Annotated in this window: 14 protein-coding genes; 6 read left to right on the top strand and 8 right to left on the bottom strand. The window is 70.7% G+C overall.

Features of this window, described 5'->3' with window-relative positions; genetic code table 11:
- Window positions 1-378 precede the first annotated feature (378 nt).
- Both OOK07_RS34540 and OOK07_RS34535 read left to right on the top strand, forming a co-directional pair.
- Window positions 379-1,374: a helix-turn-helix transcriptional regulator gene (locus tag OOK07_RS34540; RefSeq protein WP_266802125.1), complete on the top strand. Its 996-nt coding sequence runs from the start codon at window positions 379-381 to the stop codon at window positions 1,372-1,374.
- Between the two features lie 47 nt (window positions 1,375-1,421).
- Entirely contained in the window at window positions 1,422-1,904 is a 483-nt protein-coding gene (locus OOK07_RS34535) for a DUF456 domain-containing protein (RefSeq protein ID WP_266685746.1), read from the top strand.
- Between the two features lie 42 nt (window positions 1,905-1,946).
- Here the strand turns inward: OOK07_RS34535 and OOK07_RS34530 are convergent, their stop codons facing one another.
- On the bottom strand, window positions 1,947-2,132 hold the full coding sequence (locus OOK07_RS34530; RefSeq protein ID WP_266800395.1) for a hypothetical protein: 186 nt from the start codon (window positions 2,130-2,132) through the stop codon (window positions 1,947-1,949).
- Between the two features lie 88 nt (window positions 2,133-2,220).
- Window positions 2,221-2,517, bottom strand: coding sequence for a hypothetical protein (locus OOK07_RS34525; protein ID WP_266800393.1), 297 nt, complete (start codon window positions 2,515-2,517; stop codon window positions 2,221-2,223).
- On the opposite strand from OOK07_RS34525, the gene OOK07_RS34520 reads away from it, so the two are divergent.
- Window positions 2,516-2,884 (top strand): PPOX class F420-dependent oxidoreductase, encoded by a 369-nt coding sequence (locus OOK07_RS34520; RefSeq protein ID WP_266685744.1) that lies wholly within the window; start codon window positions 2,516-2,518, stop codon window positions 2,882-2,884. The two genes, OOK07_RS34525 and OOK07_RS34520, sit on opposite strands and share 2 nt — an antisense overlap.
- 7 nt (window positions 2,885-2,891) lie before the next feature.
- On the opposite strand, the gene OOK07_RS34515 is transcribed toward OOK07_RS34520, so the two are convergent.
- From OOK07_RS34515 to OOK07_RS34490, 6 genes are all read right to left on the bottom strand, one after another.
- Window positions 2,892-3,398 carry a methylated-DNA--[protein]-cysteine S-methyltransferase gene (locus tag OOK07_RS34515; protein WP_266800391.1) on the bottom strand — a complete coding sequence of 169 codons (507 nt, stop codon included), beginning with the start codon at window positions 3,396-3,398 and terminating at the stop codon, window positions 2,892-2,894.
- A 3-nt stretch (window positions 3,399-3,401) separates the two neighbouring features.
- Window positions 3,402-4,880: an AlkA N-terminal domain-containing protein gene (locus OOK07_RS34510; protein ID WP_406312825.1), complete on the bottom strand. Its 1,479-nt coding sequence runs from the start codon at window positions 4,878-4,880 to the stop codon at window positions 3,402-3,404.
- Between the two features lie 139 nt (window positions 4,881-5,019).
- Entirely contained in the window at window positions 5,020-6,120 is a 1,101-nt protein-coding gene (gene rsgA, locus OOK07_RS34505; RefSeq protein ID WP_266685741.1) for a ribosome small subunit-dependent GTPase A, read from the bottom strand.
- A gap of 214 nt (window positions 6,121-6,334) precedes the next feature.
- Window positions 6,335-7,807, bottom strand: a complete 1,473-nt coding sequence (locus OOK07_RS34500; RefSeq protein ID WP_266800388.1) for a cellulose binding domain-containing protein — start codon at window positions 7,805-7,807, stop codon at window positions 6,335-6,337.
- A gap of 342 nt (window positions 7,808-8,149) precedes the next feature.
- Window positions 8,150-9,484 carry a radical SAM protein gene (locus OOK07_RS34495; RefSeq protein WP_266685738.1) on the bottom strand — a complete coding sequence of 445 codons (1,335 nt, stop codon included), beginning with the start codon at window positions 9,482-9,484 and terminating at the stop codon, window positions 8,150-8,152.
- Window positions 9,485-9,543: 59 nt separating this feature from the next.
- Window positions 9,544-10,218 carry a pyridoxamine 5'-phosphate oxidase family protein gene (locus OOK07_RS34490; protein ID WP_266800386.1) on the bottom strand — a complete coding sequence of 225 codons (675 nt, stop codon included), beginning with the start codon at window positions 10,216-10,218 and terminating at the stop codon, window positions 9,544-9,546.
- 219 nt (window positions 10,219-10,437) lie between these two features.
- Here OOK07_RS34490 and OOK07_RS34485 point away from each other — a divergent pair, with 219 nt between their 5' ends.
- The 3 genes from OOK07_RS34485 (at window position 10,438) to OOK07_RS34475 (ending at window position 14,974) form a co-directional block, all read left to right on the top strand.
- Complete coding sequence (locus OOK07_RS34485) at window positions 10,438-11,691, top strand: FAD-binding protein (protein ID WP_266800385.1); 1,254 nt, start codon at window positions 10,438-10,440, stop codon at window positions 11,689-11,691.
- 176 nt (window positions 11,692-11,867) lie between these two features.
- On the top strand, window positions 11,868-13,115 hold the full coding sequence (locus OOK07_RS34480; RefSeq protein WP_266685733.1) for an ROK family transcriptional regulator: 1,248 nt from the start codon (window positions 11,868-11,870) through the stop codon (window positions 13,113-13,115).
- A gap of 11 nt (window positions 13,116-13,126) precedes the next feature.
- On the top strand, window positions 13,127-14,974 hold the full coding sequence (locus OOK07_RS34475) for a glycoside hydrolase (protein ID WP_266800384.1): 1,848 nt from the start codon (window positions 13,127-13,129) through the stop codon (window positions 14,972-14,974).
- Window positions 14,975-15,141: the final 167 nt, after the last annotated feature.

Here is a 15,141-nt window from a genome sequence, read left to right as displayed (position 1 = left end):
GGTCGCCGGACGGCTCCACCCCCCACGGGAGAGCCGCCCGGCGACGCCGGAGTGACCCGGGTCCGAATCCCCTTCGCGCCGACGGTGCATCGACGGCGCGTTTCGGACCCGGATCACGTTCTGGGTGACCGGATCACGCCAAGGAGCCGGTCGGACCGGGGCCGAGTGTGACCCATGTCCCTGGAGATCAGCTGTGCGTCGCCGTCGCACCCGGCGCCGCACACAGTCGCTGATCAACACGGTCGTGGGGACATGGCGACACCTTGGCAGAGAGCCGGGCGCTACGGCGATGATGTTCCGAGGCGGGTTTGCGTCATGGCTGTTTTCCGCCACGGTGGCGCACGCATCGCGGGGTTCTTCGAGGAAGGGCGGCGGCTGATGCTGTCAGCGCTGGGGCTGGACGAGACACACGAGTCGGCGTATCGGGCGCTGGTGTCCGTGGGCGCCGCCGACGTTCCGGATCTCGCGCGGCGGCTGGCGCTCGGCGAGCACGACACCGAACGTGCGCTGCGGCGGCTGGAGCGGCACGGGCTGGCCGCCCAGTCCTCTGCCCGGCCGGGACGCTGGGTGGCCGCGCCGCCCGGGGTGGCGCTGGGCGCGCTGCTCACCCAGCAGCGGCACGAACTGGAGAAGGCGGAGCTGGCGGCCGCGCTGCTCGCTGAGGAGTACCGGGCGGTGGCGGCCGAGCCCGCCGTGCACGACCTGGTCGAGGTGGTGATCGGCGCGGCCGCGGTCGCCCAGCGCTTTCTCCAGCTGCAGCTCGGGGCGAGCGACGAGGTATGCGCCCTGGTCACCGGCAACCCGGCCGTCGTGGACGGAACGGAAAACCAGGCGGAGGAGCAGGCGGCCGGGCGCGGGGTCCGCTACCGCGTTGTGGTCGCGCGCTCGGTGCTCGACCTGCCGGACTGCATCACCGAGCTGTCCGCCGCGCTCGGCCGCGACGAGCAGGTGCGGGTGGTCGACAAGGTGCCGACCAAGCTGGTGGTCGCCGACCGGACGCTCGCTCTGGTGCCGCTCACCACGCACACCGCGGAGCCCGCCGCGCTGGTCGTCCACGCGAGCGGCCTGCTGGAGCTGCTGTCCGGCCTGTTCGAGTCGGTGTGGCGTGACGCGCTGCCGCTCAGGATCGGCGTGTCCGGCGTGACCGAACAGGGCCCGGACGGCCCGGACGGAACGGACCTGGAGGTCCTCTCCCTCCTCCTCGCCGGGCTGACGGACGCGAGCGTCGCCAAACAGCTCGACCTGGGTCTGCGGACCGTGCAGCGCCGGGTGAAGCGGCTGATGGAGCTGACCGGGGTGACGACACGGCTGCAGCTGGGCTGGCATGCGTACGAGCGGGGCTGGGTGGCCCGGGACCGGAACCGCACCGGATGAGCGCTGGCTGACCTGCGACTTCTCCTCCCGTCCGGCACTCTGGTCAGATGGGAGTGTGGGACCTCCTGCTGGTCGCGCTGGTCCTCCTGTTCGGCCTGTGCGGAGTGCTGGTGCCCGGGGTGCCGGGATCGTGGCTCGTGTGGGCCGCGGTCATGTGGTGGGCACTGAAGGATCCGCACGCGGTGTCCTGGTGGGTGCTGGTGGGTGCGACGGTCGCGCTGTTCGTCTCCCAGGTGGTGCGCTGGGCGCTGCCGCCGAGACGGCTGCGCGAGAGCGGCGCGACCCCCCGCATGGGGGTGTACGCGGGGGCGGGTGCGGTCCTGGGCTTCTTCCTGATACCCGTGCTCGGCGCGATCCCCGGCTTCATGGGCGGCATCTACCTCAGCGAACGCCTGCGCCTTGGCCGGCACGGCGAGGCCGTGACCGCACTGCGCACGGCGATGCGCTCGGGCGGCTCCAGCGTGCTGGCGGAGCTGTTCACCTGTCTGCTGATCGCGGGGGCGTGGCTGGGCGCGGTGCTCTGGGGCTGAGAGCCGGGCGAGGGCACGCTGCTGGGCGCATTTGGGGCGGCATCAATAGGTCACCACATGGCGTCTTTCCATCTGGCTGGCTTCGATCCGTACGAAGCGGAACCAGTCCTGCGGGAACGCCTGCACATCCTGGACACCGACGCTGTCGGCATTCGGACGGTAGAGCGCGCCAAAGCCGGCCTGCGGCACCAGCTGGAATATGGAGTGGGCATCGCGCTGTGTCAGCAAGCAGGCGTACCCAGCGCGAGCAAGCACTTCTGCCGTGCCTTGGAGGCCGCCCGGGTCATCGGCTCCGAAGGGGACCGGCGCATGTACTTCACCTGCGCGGTCTTCGCGGGAGAGCAGTGGAGGGAACACCTGCGCAGGCCGTGAGCCACGGCACGAAGCAGGGCCGGCGCTCCAGCCCGTCGAGCGTGGTGTCCTGGCTGTTCTTGGTGCACACCAGGCTGGCGAGGCCGGGGCCGGCCGGGACGTCTCCGGCACGGGTGGCGTCGGATCGGAAGCCGGGCTTCAGATGGTCCAGAGCAGGCAGGTCAGTGAGCGGGTGGAGAGAAACGCCCCAGGGCGAGGAACCGATGCGCCGGGCGGACGGGCGTGTTTGGGTGGCTGTCATGACCGAATTCAGCGAGGCCGAGCGCGCGTATCTGAAGTCGCAGCGGCTGGGGCGGCTGGCCACCGTCGACCCGCACGGGCAGCCGCAGGCCAACCCGGTCGGTTTCTTTCCCCAGGAGGACGGCACGATCCTGGTCGGCGGTCATGCCCTCGGCACCACCAAGAAGTGGCGCAACCTCCGGCAGAACCCCCGGGTCGCCCTGGTCGTCGACGACATCGCGAGCCTTCACCCGTGGAAGGTGCGCGGTGTCGACATCCGCGGCGAGGCCGAACTCCTCACCGGTCCGCACGAGTTGGGCGCACACTTCAGCGAGGAGCTGATCCGCATCCATCCGCGGCGGATCCACAGCTGGGGCCTGGAGGACTAACGGAGAACTAACAGGGGGACCAACTGGAGGACTGGAGGGACCCCTCCAGCGTCAGCAGCCGCACCTTGCGCTCCAGGCCGCCCGCGTACCCCGTCAGGGCACCGTTCGCTCCGATCACACGATGGCACGGCCGGACAATGAGCAACGGGTTGGCTCCGATCGCACCGCCGACGGCCCGCACGGCGGCACGGGAAGCGCCGATACGGGCGGCGATCTCGCCGTACGTCGTAATCGCCCCGTAGGGAACCGAGTCCAGGGCGTCCCACACCTTCTCCCGGAACTCACTTCCCGCCGTACTGAACTCCAGCCGGAAATCCTTGAGTTCACCAGCGAAGTAGGCGCAGAGCTGCTCCTCGGCCGTCCGGAACGGGCCGGGGTCGTGCCGCCAGTCCACCTGCACCGTACGGCCGTTCTTCTGCCCGGGCACGGAGAGGGAGGTCAGGGCTCCGGTGGGGTCGGCGGTGAGGAGCAGAGGCCCGACGGGGCTGTCGACGTGGGTCCAGAGGATTCTCATGACTCAGTCCAACTCTCCTGCCATACGCAGGTGTTGCAGGGCGTACGAGCGCCAGGGGCGCCAGCTGTCGGGAACGTCCGGGCCGGGCGGGGCGACGTCGGGGTCGCCGAGGGCCCGGGTGCGGATGACGGCGACCGTGCCGGTGTCCAGGCCGGGCAGGGCGAGCAGCGCGGCCGCTGCGTCGTCGCGGTCTGCGCCCGGGTCGAGGCGTACGGCGCCGTCGGCGAGGGCGGCGGTGAGTGCGCCCAGGGTGCCGTGCGGTTCGGCCTCCGCGAGGACTGCGGGCTCGGGGAAGAGGTGGGTGAGGCTGCCGCACGGGGCGTCGAGTGCCTTGCCGTACCGCCGCACGAGCCGCTCCGCCTCCGCCGGGCCCGTCAGTGCCCGCACCGTCAGTTCGTCGGGATCGGCGGCTCCCGGGGACCGCAGCCCCGGCCGGGCGGCGACCAGCGGCGCGAGCCGTTCGTCGCCGCCGAGCCGCTCGTCCACGGCGTACGGATCGGCGTCGAGATCGAAGAGCCGCCGCAGCCGCCCCACGCCGGTGGTCAGGTCGCGGGGGTCGGTGAGGTGCAGCCGGGCATCCAGCCAGCCGCCCGGATGGGCACCGGACACGGACTTCGCCGTGCGGGTGCGCTCGTCGACGGCGACGATGCCGGTGCCGTGCGGGAGGCGGAGGGTACGGCGGTACGTCCGCCGCCCGCGTTCCCCGCTCACTTCCTCCACACCGGACACGGCCTCGTCCGCCAGCAGGTCGAAGACGGCGTCGGCCTGGTACGGGCCCCGGTGGGCGAGCCGCAGGGGGATCCCCGCGGTCGGGGTGGCCGCACGCCGGCCCGCCCGTCCGCTCCTGGGCGCGGTGGCCCGCAGTTCGCTCGGTGTCGACGCGTACACGTCCCGGATGGTGTCGTTGAACTGCCGCACACTGGCGAACCCGGACGCGAACGCGATCTCCGTGATCGGCAGCTCCGTCGTCTGCACCAGCACGCGCGCGGTGTGCGCACGCTGGGCCCGGGCGAGCGCGACCGGTCCGGCGCCGAGTTCGGTGGTGAGCTGCCGCTGCACCTGCCGGGCGCTGTACCCGAGCCGCGCGGCGAGTCCCGCCACGCCTTCCCGGTCGACGACGCCGTCCCCGATGAGCCGCATGGCGCGCCCCACGACGTCGGCACGCACGTTCCAGTCGGCCGACCCCGGCACGGCGTCCGGCCGGCACCGCCGACAGGCCCGGAATCCCGAGCCCTGCGCGGCGGCGGCCGTCGCGAAGAACCGCACGTTGCGCCGCTTCGGCGTCACCGCCGGGCAACTGGGCCGGCAGTAGATGCCCGTGGTCTCGACGGCGAAGAAGAACTCCCCGTCGAAGCGGGCATCCCGGCTCCGCACGGCTTCATACCTGCTGTCTTCGTCCCTCACATCTCCCAGTCTCCACCGCGCCCCCGCACCCGACTGGCGGAATTCGGACGCGAAGCTTCCCAGCCCGGGCTCGCGCATCTCAGCCCGCCCGGCACCCGAAGACACAGCACCAGCCCAGCGCATCTCAGCCCGTCCGGCGTTTGAGGACGAGGCCGTTCAGGCCGAAGGGGGGTCTGGGGGCGCAGCCCCCGGAGGACGACGCCCCCCGACACCCCGCTCAGTGCCGACGCCCCCGCTTCAGATCCATCGCCGCCCGCCCCTCGGCCCCCCTCCGCTTCCAATCCCGCCGAACCTCCGCCCGGACCCGCGCATCGGTCTTGGCCACGATCCACTGGTTCTCCCGCATGAGCTTGCGGTAGCTCTCCAGTCGCCGGTGCGGCAGCTCACCGCCCTCGACGGCCGCCTGCACCGCGCACCCCGGCTCCGCTTCGTGCGCGCAGTCGTGGAAGCGGCACTGCCCGGACAGTTCCTCGATCTCGGAGAAGACCTGTCCGACGCCGATCTCGGCGTCCCACAGACCCACGCCCCTCAGCCCCGGCGTGTCGATGAGGACACCCCCGCCGGGCAGGGCGAGCAGGTTGCGCGTGGTCGTCGTATGGCGTCCCTTGCCGTCGATGTCCCGCGTGGCCCGGACGTCCATCACCTCGGCGCCGAGGAGCGCGTTCGCGAGGGTGGACTTGCCCGCGCCGGACTGTCCGAGCAGCACGGCGGTGCCGCCGGAGACGAGGGACACGAGGGCGTCGAGCCCGTCGCCGTCCTGGGCACTGACCGTCAGCACCCTCACGCCCGGTGCCGACAGCTCGACGTCCTGGACGAGATGCGAGCGCGTCGCCGCGTCCGGCACCAGGTCGGCCTTGGTCAGCACGACCAGCGGCTGCGCGCCCGACTCCCAGGCCAGCGCCAGGAATCGTTCGATGCGGCCGAGGTCGAGTTCGGCGGCGAGGGACACGGCGACGATCGCGTGGTCGACGTTGGCGGCGAGGATCTGCCCCTCGGACCGCTTGGAGGAGGTGGAACGCACGAAGGCGGTACGGCGCGGCAGATACGTGCGTACATAGCGGGGGTTCCCGCCGGTTTCGAGGGCGACCCAGTCGCCGGTGCACACGACCCGCAGCGGGTCGTGCGGGGTGACGAACGCGGTGTCGGCCCGCACCGTCCCGTCGGCGGTGACCACGTCGCACTGGCCGCGGTCGACCCGGATCACGCGCCCGGGCAGCAGTCCTTCGGTGTCGTACGGGGCGAACTCGTCCGCCCATGCGTCGTCCCAGCCGTAGGGAGCGAGCGCGGAGAAATCGGAGAGAGCAGAGCTGGAAGTCAAGGGAGACCCTTCAAGGGGCGGCCCCGGCATGGTGGTGGTGAGATCAGCCGGCGGCCACGGAGGTGGACTTGATGAAGATGAACTGGATGCGGGTAGCGCTCATCGCAATGACAGTCATCGGTCAACACCTCCTCGTTCAGGCTCTCCTGGGACACGGCGGCCTTATGCCGCCGTGCGAACCGATGCCACAGTAGCCCGCTGCGGCAGCAGTGCGTCAACTGGTTTTCGTGCAGGCGTGCCCGTTCAGCGTGAAGTCGTACGGCGGCGCGTTCTTGCCGCTCCAGGAGGCGAGGAAGCCGAAGGAGAGGGTGCCGCCGGCGGGAACGGACCTGTTGTAGTCGGCGGCGGCGGCCGTGACGCGGGAGCCGTTCTGGGCGAAGCTCGCGTCCCACATCTGGCTGGTCTGCTGGCCGTCCGGGAAGGACCAGGCGACCCGCCAGGAGTCGAGGGCGTCGGTGGTGGTGACGGAGACGGTGGCCTGGAAGCCGTCGGGCCACTGGTTGACCAGGTCGTAGGCGACCTTGCAGGTGGCGGGCTCGCTCTTGTCGGGCACCGGGCGGCCGGTGGCCGTGGCCGAGGAGGTGCCCTGGGGTTCCGGATCGGGGTTCTTGCGGTCGCCGGACTTCGTCGCGGTGGTGGACGGCGTGGGGGAGGCGATCGGCGACGAGGTGACGGAGGGCAGGGACGGGCGGGGTGCCGCCACGGGTGAGCTGTCGGTCGGGATGTCGCCTGTCGCGACGTCGCCGGTGCTGCCGAACGGCATCATCGACACGGCCAGCGCGAGCAGCGACACGAGCACGGCCGCGACCAGGAGGCCGTTGCGCACGGTGCGCGCACGGTTCGTGGCGGCGGCCTTGGGCTCGCTGTTCCCGTCGGCAAGCTCGGGGCGTCCGGCGCCGAGGCGTACCTCGGCCGCGCGGCGACGGCGTTCCAGGTAGGCGAGACCGCCCCAGCCGATCACCCCTCCGGCCAGGGCGGCCGGCAGTCCGCCGCCCTGCGGACGCAGACAGGCGGCGGCCTCCGCGCAGTCCACGCAGGTGGCGAGGTGCCGCGAGAGGTCCTGCGGGATGTCGGCGGCGGGCGACCTGGTGATCGCGTCGAGGAGGCGCGCATAACTGCGGCACTGCGTGTCCATCGGGGTGTCGAGGTGGTTGCGGTGGCAACGGTCCCTGAACAGGCCCCGTACCTGGGCGAGTTCCTCGCCCAGGAGAGTCGGGTCGAGGCCGAGGCGTCGGGCCACCACGGGCCGCGGCAGCGCCTCCACCTCGGCCAGCCACAGCAGTTCCGCGTCCGGTTCCTGCAAATCGCGCAGGCCGCGCAGGGCGATCGGGCGACGCAGCGGAAGTCCGGTATAGCGCGCGGCCTTGTCCGAGTTGAGCCACAGGCGCAGATCGGGGTCGAGGTCGTGACCCTGTCCGCAGGCCTCCCACGCGGCCGCCGTGGTGCGTACGGCGGTCAACAGCAGCGGGATGACGGGGAGTCGGGGCGAGCGGCGGCCGTTGTTCCGGTCGCCCGCGGTCTCGGCGGCGCGGACCTCACGTACACCGAGCGTGAACGCCTCCGTGGCCAGCTGTGTGGCCGCGGCGGCGCCGGCGGTGCACAGATCGGCGTAGGAAAGCACCGCGTCCCAGCACTCGGAGAACAGCGCGGCCTCGGCGGCGTTCTTCGGGGTCGGCAGGTCGGGCATGGGTCTCCTGCATCCACAAACGAGGTCAACTCACGTTATTGGCAACGAAGTTGCGGGGAGCCTCGGGCAGGGACCGACCCTTTCACGTCTTTCACACAACTGACAAGCGCCCTATTCAAATCCGGTGACCGGCGGTCGCCGGACGGCGACCGCCGGTGGGCGCCGTCCTACCGGTCGCAGTGCACGACCCCCACGACCCGCCCCTGCGCGTCGAGGGCCTCGGCCCTGTACTCCGGCATCCACTCCTCGTTGCTATGGGAGTTATACGGAAGGAACGTCAAAACGTATCGATCGCGGCCCGCATTTGTGGGCGCCTCGGTCCCGCCGGCGGTACGGCGGGGGTCACACCTTCGTCGGCTCCTCGGCAGAGGGCTCCTGTGCCGGAAGACTGTCCATGAAGGAGCTGACGGAGAACACGGCGCGGCCGGGTCCGGGAGGACCGTATCCGGGCGGGGAGGCGAGGCCGAAGTCGTCCATCGTCTGGCGATAGGCCTGGAGCAGGCGGATGTGGTACTCCAACGGGGCGCCCTGGGGGTTGGCCTTGCCGAGCGGGGTGGTCGGCTCGGGGCACCAGGTGGTGAAGCGGGGCGTGATGCCGTGCGACATGAAGAAGCGCAGGCCTTCGGTGGTCGACGCGATGGCCTCGTCGACCGTCGTGAAGCCGAAGGGCTCGGCCATCTCCACACCCGCCACGAAGTTGGGGATGACGTTGCGCGCGCCGAAGATCTCCGCCGAGTCGAGGATCCGCTTGTGCCATTCGTCGCGGCCGACGTAGCGCTCCTTGCCCGGGCAGTACAGCTCGAACAGCCGCCGGTCCCACACCTCGTAGTTGGGGTGGTAGATCTGCACGCCGTAGTCCTTGAAGCGCTGCACGTCGTCACGCGGCAGGGCCTGGGCGACGACCTTCCCGATCCACCGGCCCGGGAAGCGCTCCTCGATGGCCTTGGCGTAGTGCCCGTAGAAGTCGGCCTCGTCGCGTCCGGCGACCGTCTTGGTGATCGCTCCGCCGGTGAGGGTGTAGGCGGTGGAGGCCTTCTGGGTGTCGTACCGGTCGATGATCTCGAGGGCCTCCAGCACCTCCTCGACGTCCTTGACACCCGTGTAGGGGCGGCCGGCGGCCTTGTGCTGGCGCCAGTTGTGGTTGATGTCGCAGTACTGGCACTCCTCCTTGGCGCCGAAGTACTGGCAGACGCGGAAGACGGTGAGGTAGATGAGGTAGCCCCACTGGATGGTCGGGGCGACCTCCATGACGGACTTCCCGTTGGAGAGGGTGTGCCGGTAGTACTCGGGCATCGGCGGCACGCCCACGTCGGCGATGCGCTTCCCGTCGAGATACAGCCCGAGCACGCCCTCGTCGTCGGCGGCGACGCGGTAGGGCGAGGTCGGGTTCACGCGCACGGAGACGACGGTCCGGCGCAGGTCGTAGGGGCCGCCGGTGAGGATGATCTCCTCCGGGGGCCGCCTGAGTGCGGCCTCACCGAGTTCCGGCAGGGTGCCGTGGTCGAAGGAGAAGATGAAGTACGACTTCGGCTTCACCTCGCCGGACTCGTTGTCGCTGAGCGCGGACGGGTCGAAGGCCACCCCGCCGCGAAGCAGGTCCTCCTTGAAGACGGCTTCGCGCGGTACGTGCGGGAAGCGCTCCATCAGATCCTCGACCAGTGCGGTACGGCTGCCCATCCCGATCTCTCCTCCCGGCTCAGGCGTTCGACTCCTCACGGTATGCCTTCGCCCGGCTGTCAGCCGTGCCGGGTCCCCTCGCGGCGCGCGATGTGTCCCGGTACGGGAATGCCGGGCGGGAGCAGCGGGTCGGGTACGGGGGCGCCCCAGACCGAGGTCAGGGGCAGGCTGCCGGCCCAGACGCCGAGCGCCGCGTCGTCGCTGTCGCCGTCGTCGGGTGGGCCGGTGCGGATCTTGACCGAGGCCTCTTCGAGGGAGAGGGCGAGGAGGGTGGTGGCGGCGAGTTCCTTACGGTCCGGGCGGCGGGCGTACTGCCACTGGCCCGGTGCCGCCTGCTCGGTGAGGCGGCGCAGGCCTGCCAGCTTCTCGTCGGGATCGGTGACCTTGCGGGCCTCGCCGTGGATCATCGCGCTGCGGTAGTTCACGCCGTGCTCGAAGACCGAGCGGGCCAGGACCAGGCCGTCGACGTGCGTGACGGTGACACACACCGGGGCGCCGCCGGCGAGGCTGCGGCTGGCCACGGAGCCGTGCAGATAGAGCTGCCGCCGGTCGCGACCGTAGACCGTCGGCACGACCAGAGGCCGCGCCTCGACCACCACTCCCAGATGGCACACGAACCCTGCATCGAGGATCGCGTCCAGATCGGCCCGCTCCAGGCTGCCCTGCTCACGCAGGCGGCGGTGGCGGGTCAGCTCGGTCCGGGGAAGGGCAGCGGGCAGAGGTTCAGGGACCATGAACCCGCAGACTACTGATATCGCAGCTCAATCGCCAGATAGTTATCTGATCGGCCTTACTCGGGTGCCTAGACAACGAAATCCGCAACCCGATAACCGCGTTCAGCGCTGGAGAATTGCGCAGGGGTTCGCGGAAACCGTGAGGAAAACGCTCTCTACCGTGGCGGCGGCAAATGAGAGGGTCGACGTACACGCACTTCAAGTAGAGGGACGGCAGGAATGACGGAGACGGTCACCAACTGGGCCGGCAACATCACCTACGCGGCCAAGGAACTCCAGCGCCCGCATTCGCTCGACGCGCTCAGGGCCCTGGTGGGCGCGAGCGCGAAGGTGCGCGTACTGGGCAGCGGGCATTCCTTCAACGAGATCGCCGAGCCGGGCAGCGAGGGCGTCCTGCTCTCGGTCGCCGGACTGGCACCGGTGATCGACGTGGACACGACGGCCCGTACGGTACGGGTCTCGGGCGGGGTCCGGTATGCGGAACTGGCCCGCGCGGTGGACGCCCACGGGCTCGCGCTGCCCAATATGGCGTCCCTGCCGCACATTTCCGTCGCGGGGTCGGTCGCGACCGGCACCCATGGCTCGGGGGTCACCAACGGCTCGCTCGCGTCGGCGGTGCGGGAGGTGGAGCTGGTCACGGCGGACGGGGCGACGGTGGCGATCGGGCGCGACGACGAGCGCTTCGAAGGAGCCGTCACCTCGCTGGGCGCCCTGGGTGTCGTCACCGCCCTCACCCTCGACCTGGAGCCCGCCTACCAGGTCGAGCAGCATCTGTTCACCGAACTCCCGCTCACCGGGCTGGACTTCGGAACGCTTGGGACGATCTTGGCGTCTGCGTACAGCGTCAGCCTGTTCACCGACTGGCGGGCGCCCGGCTTCCGGCAGGTGTGGCTCAAACGGCGCTCCGACCAGCCACTGCCCGACTTCCCATGGGCCGCGCCCGCCACGGAGAAGCTGCATCCGGTGCCGGGTATGCCGGCGGTCAACTGCACCGAGCAGTTCGGGGCGCCGGGGCCCTGGCACGAGCGGCTGCCGCACTTCCGGGCCGAGTTCGTCCCGAGCAGCGGTGCCGAGCTGCAGTCCGAGTATCTGCTGCCCGCGCCGCACGCCCTCGATGCGCTGCGGGCGCTCGACGCGATCCGTACGACGGTCGCGCCCGTGCTGCAGATCTGCGAGGTACGGACCGTGGCAGCCGACTCACAGTGGCTGAGCCCGGCGTACGGGCGGGACACCGTGGCGCTGCACTTCACCTGGGTCGAGGACACGGAGGCGGTGCTGCCGGTGGTGCGGCGGGTGGAGGAGGCACTCGACGCCTTCGAGGCGCGGCCCCACTGGGGGAAGGTGTTCACCACGCCGGCGCCGGTGCTGCGGGGCCGTTATCCGCGACTGGGCGACTTCCGGGCGCTGGTGCGGGCGCTGGACCCGGCGGGAAAGTTCACCAACGCGTTCGTGCGGGGGGTACTGGAGGGCTGATCGCCGATTGATCTCCGCCGACGCCTTCGTGCAGGCCGCGCGGCACGGTGTACCGGGACCGGACTTTCTAAAACCCCTTTCCTAACCCCTTGTCGAAAGGCACCGGAGACCATAGATTTGCGCCGCGCCGGAGCCGACGTGCCCCGGTCCGCACGTTCGGCAGTGAGGGGAACTCGATGAGGCGCGGCACATCACGTGACATCCGCACCGCGAACCGCTACGAGGTGCTGCGCCAGATCATCGCCCAGTCCCCCACCTCCCGGCAGGAGCTGGCGGCAGCCACCGGGCTGAGCCTCGCCACGGTCGCCACGCTGGTCGGCGAGCTCCTCGATCTGCGGATGATCACGGAAGTCGGGTTCGAGGACTCGGCGGGCGGGCGCCCCAGGGGCCTGGTGGCCGTCAACGCGTCAGGGGGCGCGCTGATCGGCGTGGACATCGCGGAGACGTACGTCCATGTCGAGCTGTTCGACCTCGCGCTGAACGTGCTCGCCCGCGCCGACGAGGACATGCGCCCCGGCGAGAGCCTCCCCGAGCAGGTGGTCAGCCATGTCGCCGCCGCCGTCGGCTCGGTGGTCGCGCAGGCCGGGATCGAGGGAGCCCGGGTCCTCGGCGTCGGCGTGAGCGTGCCCGGGCAGGTGGACCGCGCGAGCGGCGTCTCGGAGTACGCGCCGAACTGGGACTGGCACGACGTGCCGCTGCTCGACCTGCTCACCGAGTACATCGCCTACCCCCTGTACCTGGACAACCCGCTGCGCGCCTCCGCGGTGGCCGAGCTGTGGTTCGGGGCCGCGCGCGGGCGCGGGGACGCCGTGGTGGTGAACCTCGGAACCGGTGTGGGCGCCGGGCTGCTGCTGGGCGGCGGGCTTCACCGGGGCGTGAGCAACAGCGCCGGCGAGTGGGGCCACACCACGATCGTCCTGGACGGAAGACCGTGCCGCTGCGGCAAGCACGGCTGTGTGGAGGCCTACGTCGGCGCGTCCGGGATCATGCTGAACCTGCGGGAGCTCAGCCCCGACAGCCCGCTGCTGTACCCGGAGGACCAGACGGCCACCATCGCCGCGCTGGCCCAGGGGCTGCGCGACAACGACCCGGTGGCGCTGAAGGTGGTCCGCGACACCGTCAGATACCTCGGCGCGGGCATCGCCGACCTGGTCAACCTGTTCAACCCCGAGGTGGTCGTGCTCAGCAGTTGGGTAGCGTCCGCCCTCGGCGAGCCCCTGGTCACGGAGGTGCGCGAGGCCGTCGCCCGGCACGCGCTGCCGCGGCCGATGGCCGCCACCGAGATCGTCCTCTCCCCCATCCCCACCGACCCGGTGTGCCTGGGCGCGGCCACGTTCGCGCTCGAAGGGGCACTGCAGTCCGTGGGGCAGAGGGCCGGCCAACGCACCACCCCCGCCAGGAGCCGTACCGCACGACCTTCATGACGACGGAAGGGATGCTCGTGACTCACCCCCACCGCAGAAGATCGGTCCTGCTGACAGCCGCAGCCGCACTGGCCGTCACCGGACCCCTGATATCCGCCCCGCCCGCCACGGCCGCCACGCCCACGGCGGCCGAGGTCTCCCCGCACGCCGCCCAGACCATCGACGACATCGGTGCGTCGGGCGCCTGGTGGGTCAACGACCTGCAGCACTTCAAGCCCGAGGTCCAGGCCCGCGTGGCGAAGCTGCTTTTCTCGAAGCAGGGCCTCGACCTCAGCTCGTACCGCTACAACATCGGCGGCGGCGGCACCGCGGTCACCACCCCCGCCCGCGCCGCCCAGGACTTCCTGAACTCCGACGGCACCTACGACTGGAGCAAGGACAAGGGCGGCCGGACGTTCCTCAAGTACGCCGCCCAGTACGGTGTCGAGGACCTCATCGGCTTCGTCAACAGCGCGCCCGCTCAGTGGACGACCAACGGCCAGAGCTGCGGCGGCCAGTTGAAGGCGGCGAACGAGTCGGACTACGCCACCTACGTGGCGGACGTGACCGACCACTTCGCCCGGCAGGGCGCGAGGTTCGACTACATCAGCCCGTTCAACGAGCCGGACAACGACTTCGGCGACTGCGGCCAGGAGGGCATGAAGGTCACGCCCGACCAACGCGACGACATCGTGCGGACGCTCGGTGCCGAGCAGCGTTCCCGGCACCAGAAGACGTCGGTCATCGCCGACGAGTCCAGCCAGACGACGCAGTTCGTGTCCGAGGTCCCGCAGTGGATCTCGCAGCCGGGCACGGCCCAGTACGTGTCCGCGCTCGCCCACCACACGTACAACAACCCCAGCGACGGGCAGCTGGGCAACGTCTACGAGACCGCACAGACGGTCGGCAAGAAGTCCTGGGCCAGCGAGATCTGCTGCTTCGGCAAGGGCTCGACGGGCTGGAACCAGGAGTACGACCCGACCATCGACAACGCCCTGCTAACGTCGCGGATCATCTACAAGGACTTCGCGAGCTCGCACGACTCGGCGTTCCAGTGGTGGGTGGCCCTGGCCAGCGGCTACGGCACCTCCCCCACCGAGAAGAACGACGTGGGCTGGAACGACGGCCTGATCTACTACGACCCCGACTACGCGACGAACGGCAACCAGAAGCTGTACTTCACCAAGCGGTACTACGCGCTCGGCCAGTACAGCAAGTTCGTGAAGCCGGGCTCGGTGGCGCACAACGTGACCGGGGCGCCGGACGGGGTCGAGGTGTCGTCCTACGACCGCGACGGCACGTGGGTGGTGGTGGTCAACAACCACAACACCACCACCGGCACACCGCTGAGTCTGCACTTCAACAGCAGGTCGCCGGTACGGGCCTCGCAGGCCGTGCGGACGTCGGCCACCGAGGACTGGGCCAAGGTGGCCAGGCCGTCGGTACGCGCGGGAACGGCCACGACGACCCTCGCGGCCCGCTCCATCACGACGTACGTCTTCGACCAGAAGGGCCACGGGAGTTCGGCGGTCACGGGCGCACTCCAGGGCAAGCAGTCCGGGAAGTGCCTCACCGCCAACGCCTCGGGGGCCGCGATCGGCACCTGCACGGGCGGGGCCGATCAGTCGTGGTCGTACGACACCAAGGGCGCGCTCAAGGGTGCGAACGGCTACCTGACGGCCGGGAGTTCGGGCCTGACGACTACCGCGAAGTACACCGGCGAGGCCGGCCATCGCTGGCTGCTCAACGCCAACGGCCAGATCCTCAGCGAGGCGTCCGGCAAGTGCCTGGACGTCAGCGGACAGGCGACCGCCGACGGCAGCAAGGTGGTTCTCTACAGCTGCAACGGCGGGACCAACGAGGTCTGGAGCAGGCAGTGACACCGTAGGAAACGCCGGGGAGACCCGCTCTCCGAGGGCCGCCGGCCACCCGTGACCCGGCGGCCCCCCGAACCCCTTTGCACATCCCCTGTTCGGCATCCCGAACCGCAGACAACGCTTCGACCAGACTTCGTCCAACCCCTTGCCGAAGGCTTAGCCGAAGGTTA

It is taken from the genome of Streptomyces sp. NBC_00078 (genome assembly GCF_026343335.1).
In the GTDB taxonomy this organism is placed as follows: Bacteria; Actinomycetota; Actinomycetes; order Streptomycetales; family Streptomycetaceae; genus Streptomyces.
Note: the sequence above shows the minus strand (reverse complement) of the source record. Positions and strands in the feature narration are given on the sequence as shown.

Coding starts and splice junctions, on each gene's coding strand:
- OOK07_RS34540 (WP_266802125.1), top strand. CDS start 379: ATGCTGTCAGCGCTGGGGCTGGACGAGACACACGAGTCGGCGTATCGG.
- OOK07_RS34535 (WP_266685746.1), top strand. CDS start 1,422: ATGGGAGTGTGGGACCTCCTGCTGGTCGCGCTGGTCCTCCTGTTCGGC.
- OOK07_RS34520 (WP_266685744.1), top strand. CDS start 2,516: ATGACCGAATTCAGCGAGGCCGAGCGCGCGTATCTGAAGTCGCAGCGG.
- OOK07_RS34525 (WP_266800393.1), bottom strand. CDS start 2,517: ATGACAGCCACCCAAACACGCCCGTCCGCCCGGCGCATCGGTTCCTCG.
- OOK07_RS34515 (WP_266800391.1), bottom strand. CDS start 3,398: ATGAGAATCCTCTGGACCCACGTCGACAGCCCCGTCGGGCCTCTGCTC.
- OOK07_RS34510 (WP_406312825.1), bottom strand. CDS start 4,880: ATGCGCGAGCCCGGGCTGGGAAGCTTCGCGTCCGAATTCCGCCAGTCG.
- OOK07_RS34500 (WP_266800388.1), bottom strand. CDS start 7,807: ATGCCCGACCTGCCGACCCCGAAGAACGCCGCCGAGGCCGCGCTGTTC.
- OOK07_RS34495 (WP_266685738.1), bottom strand. CDS start 9,484: ATGGGCAGCCGTACCGCACTGGTCGAGGATCTGATGGAGCGCTTCCCG.
- OOK07_RS34490 (WP_266800386.1), bottom strand. CDS start 10,218: ATGGTCCCTGAACCTCTGCCCGCTGCCCTTCCCCGGACCGAGCTGACC.
- OOK07_RS34485 (WP_266800385.1), top strand. CDS start 10,438: ATGACGGAGACGGTCACCAACTGGGCCGGCAACATCACCTACGCGGCC.
- OOK07_RS34480 (WP_266685733.1), top strand. CDS start 11,868: ATGAGGCGCGGCACATCACGTGACATCCGCACCGCGAACCGCTACGAG.
- OOK07_RS34475 (WP_266800384.1), top strand. CDS start 13,127: ATGCTCGTGACTCACCCCCACCGCAGAAGATCGGTCCTGCTGACAGCC.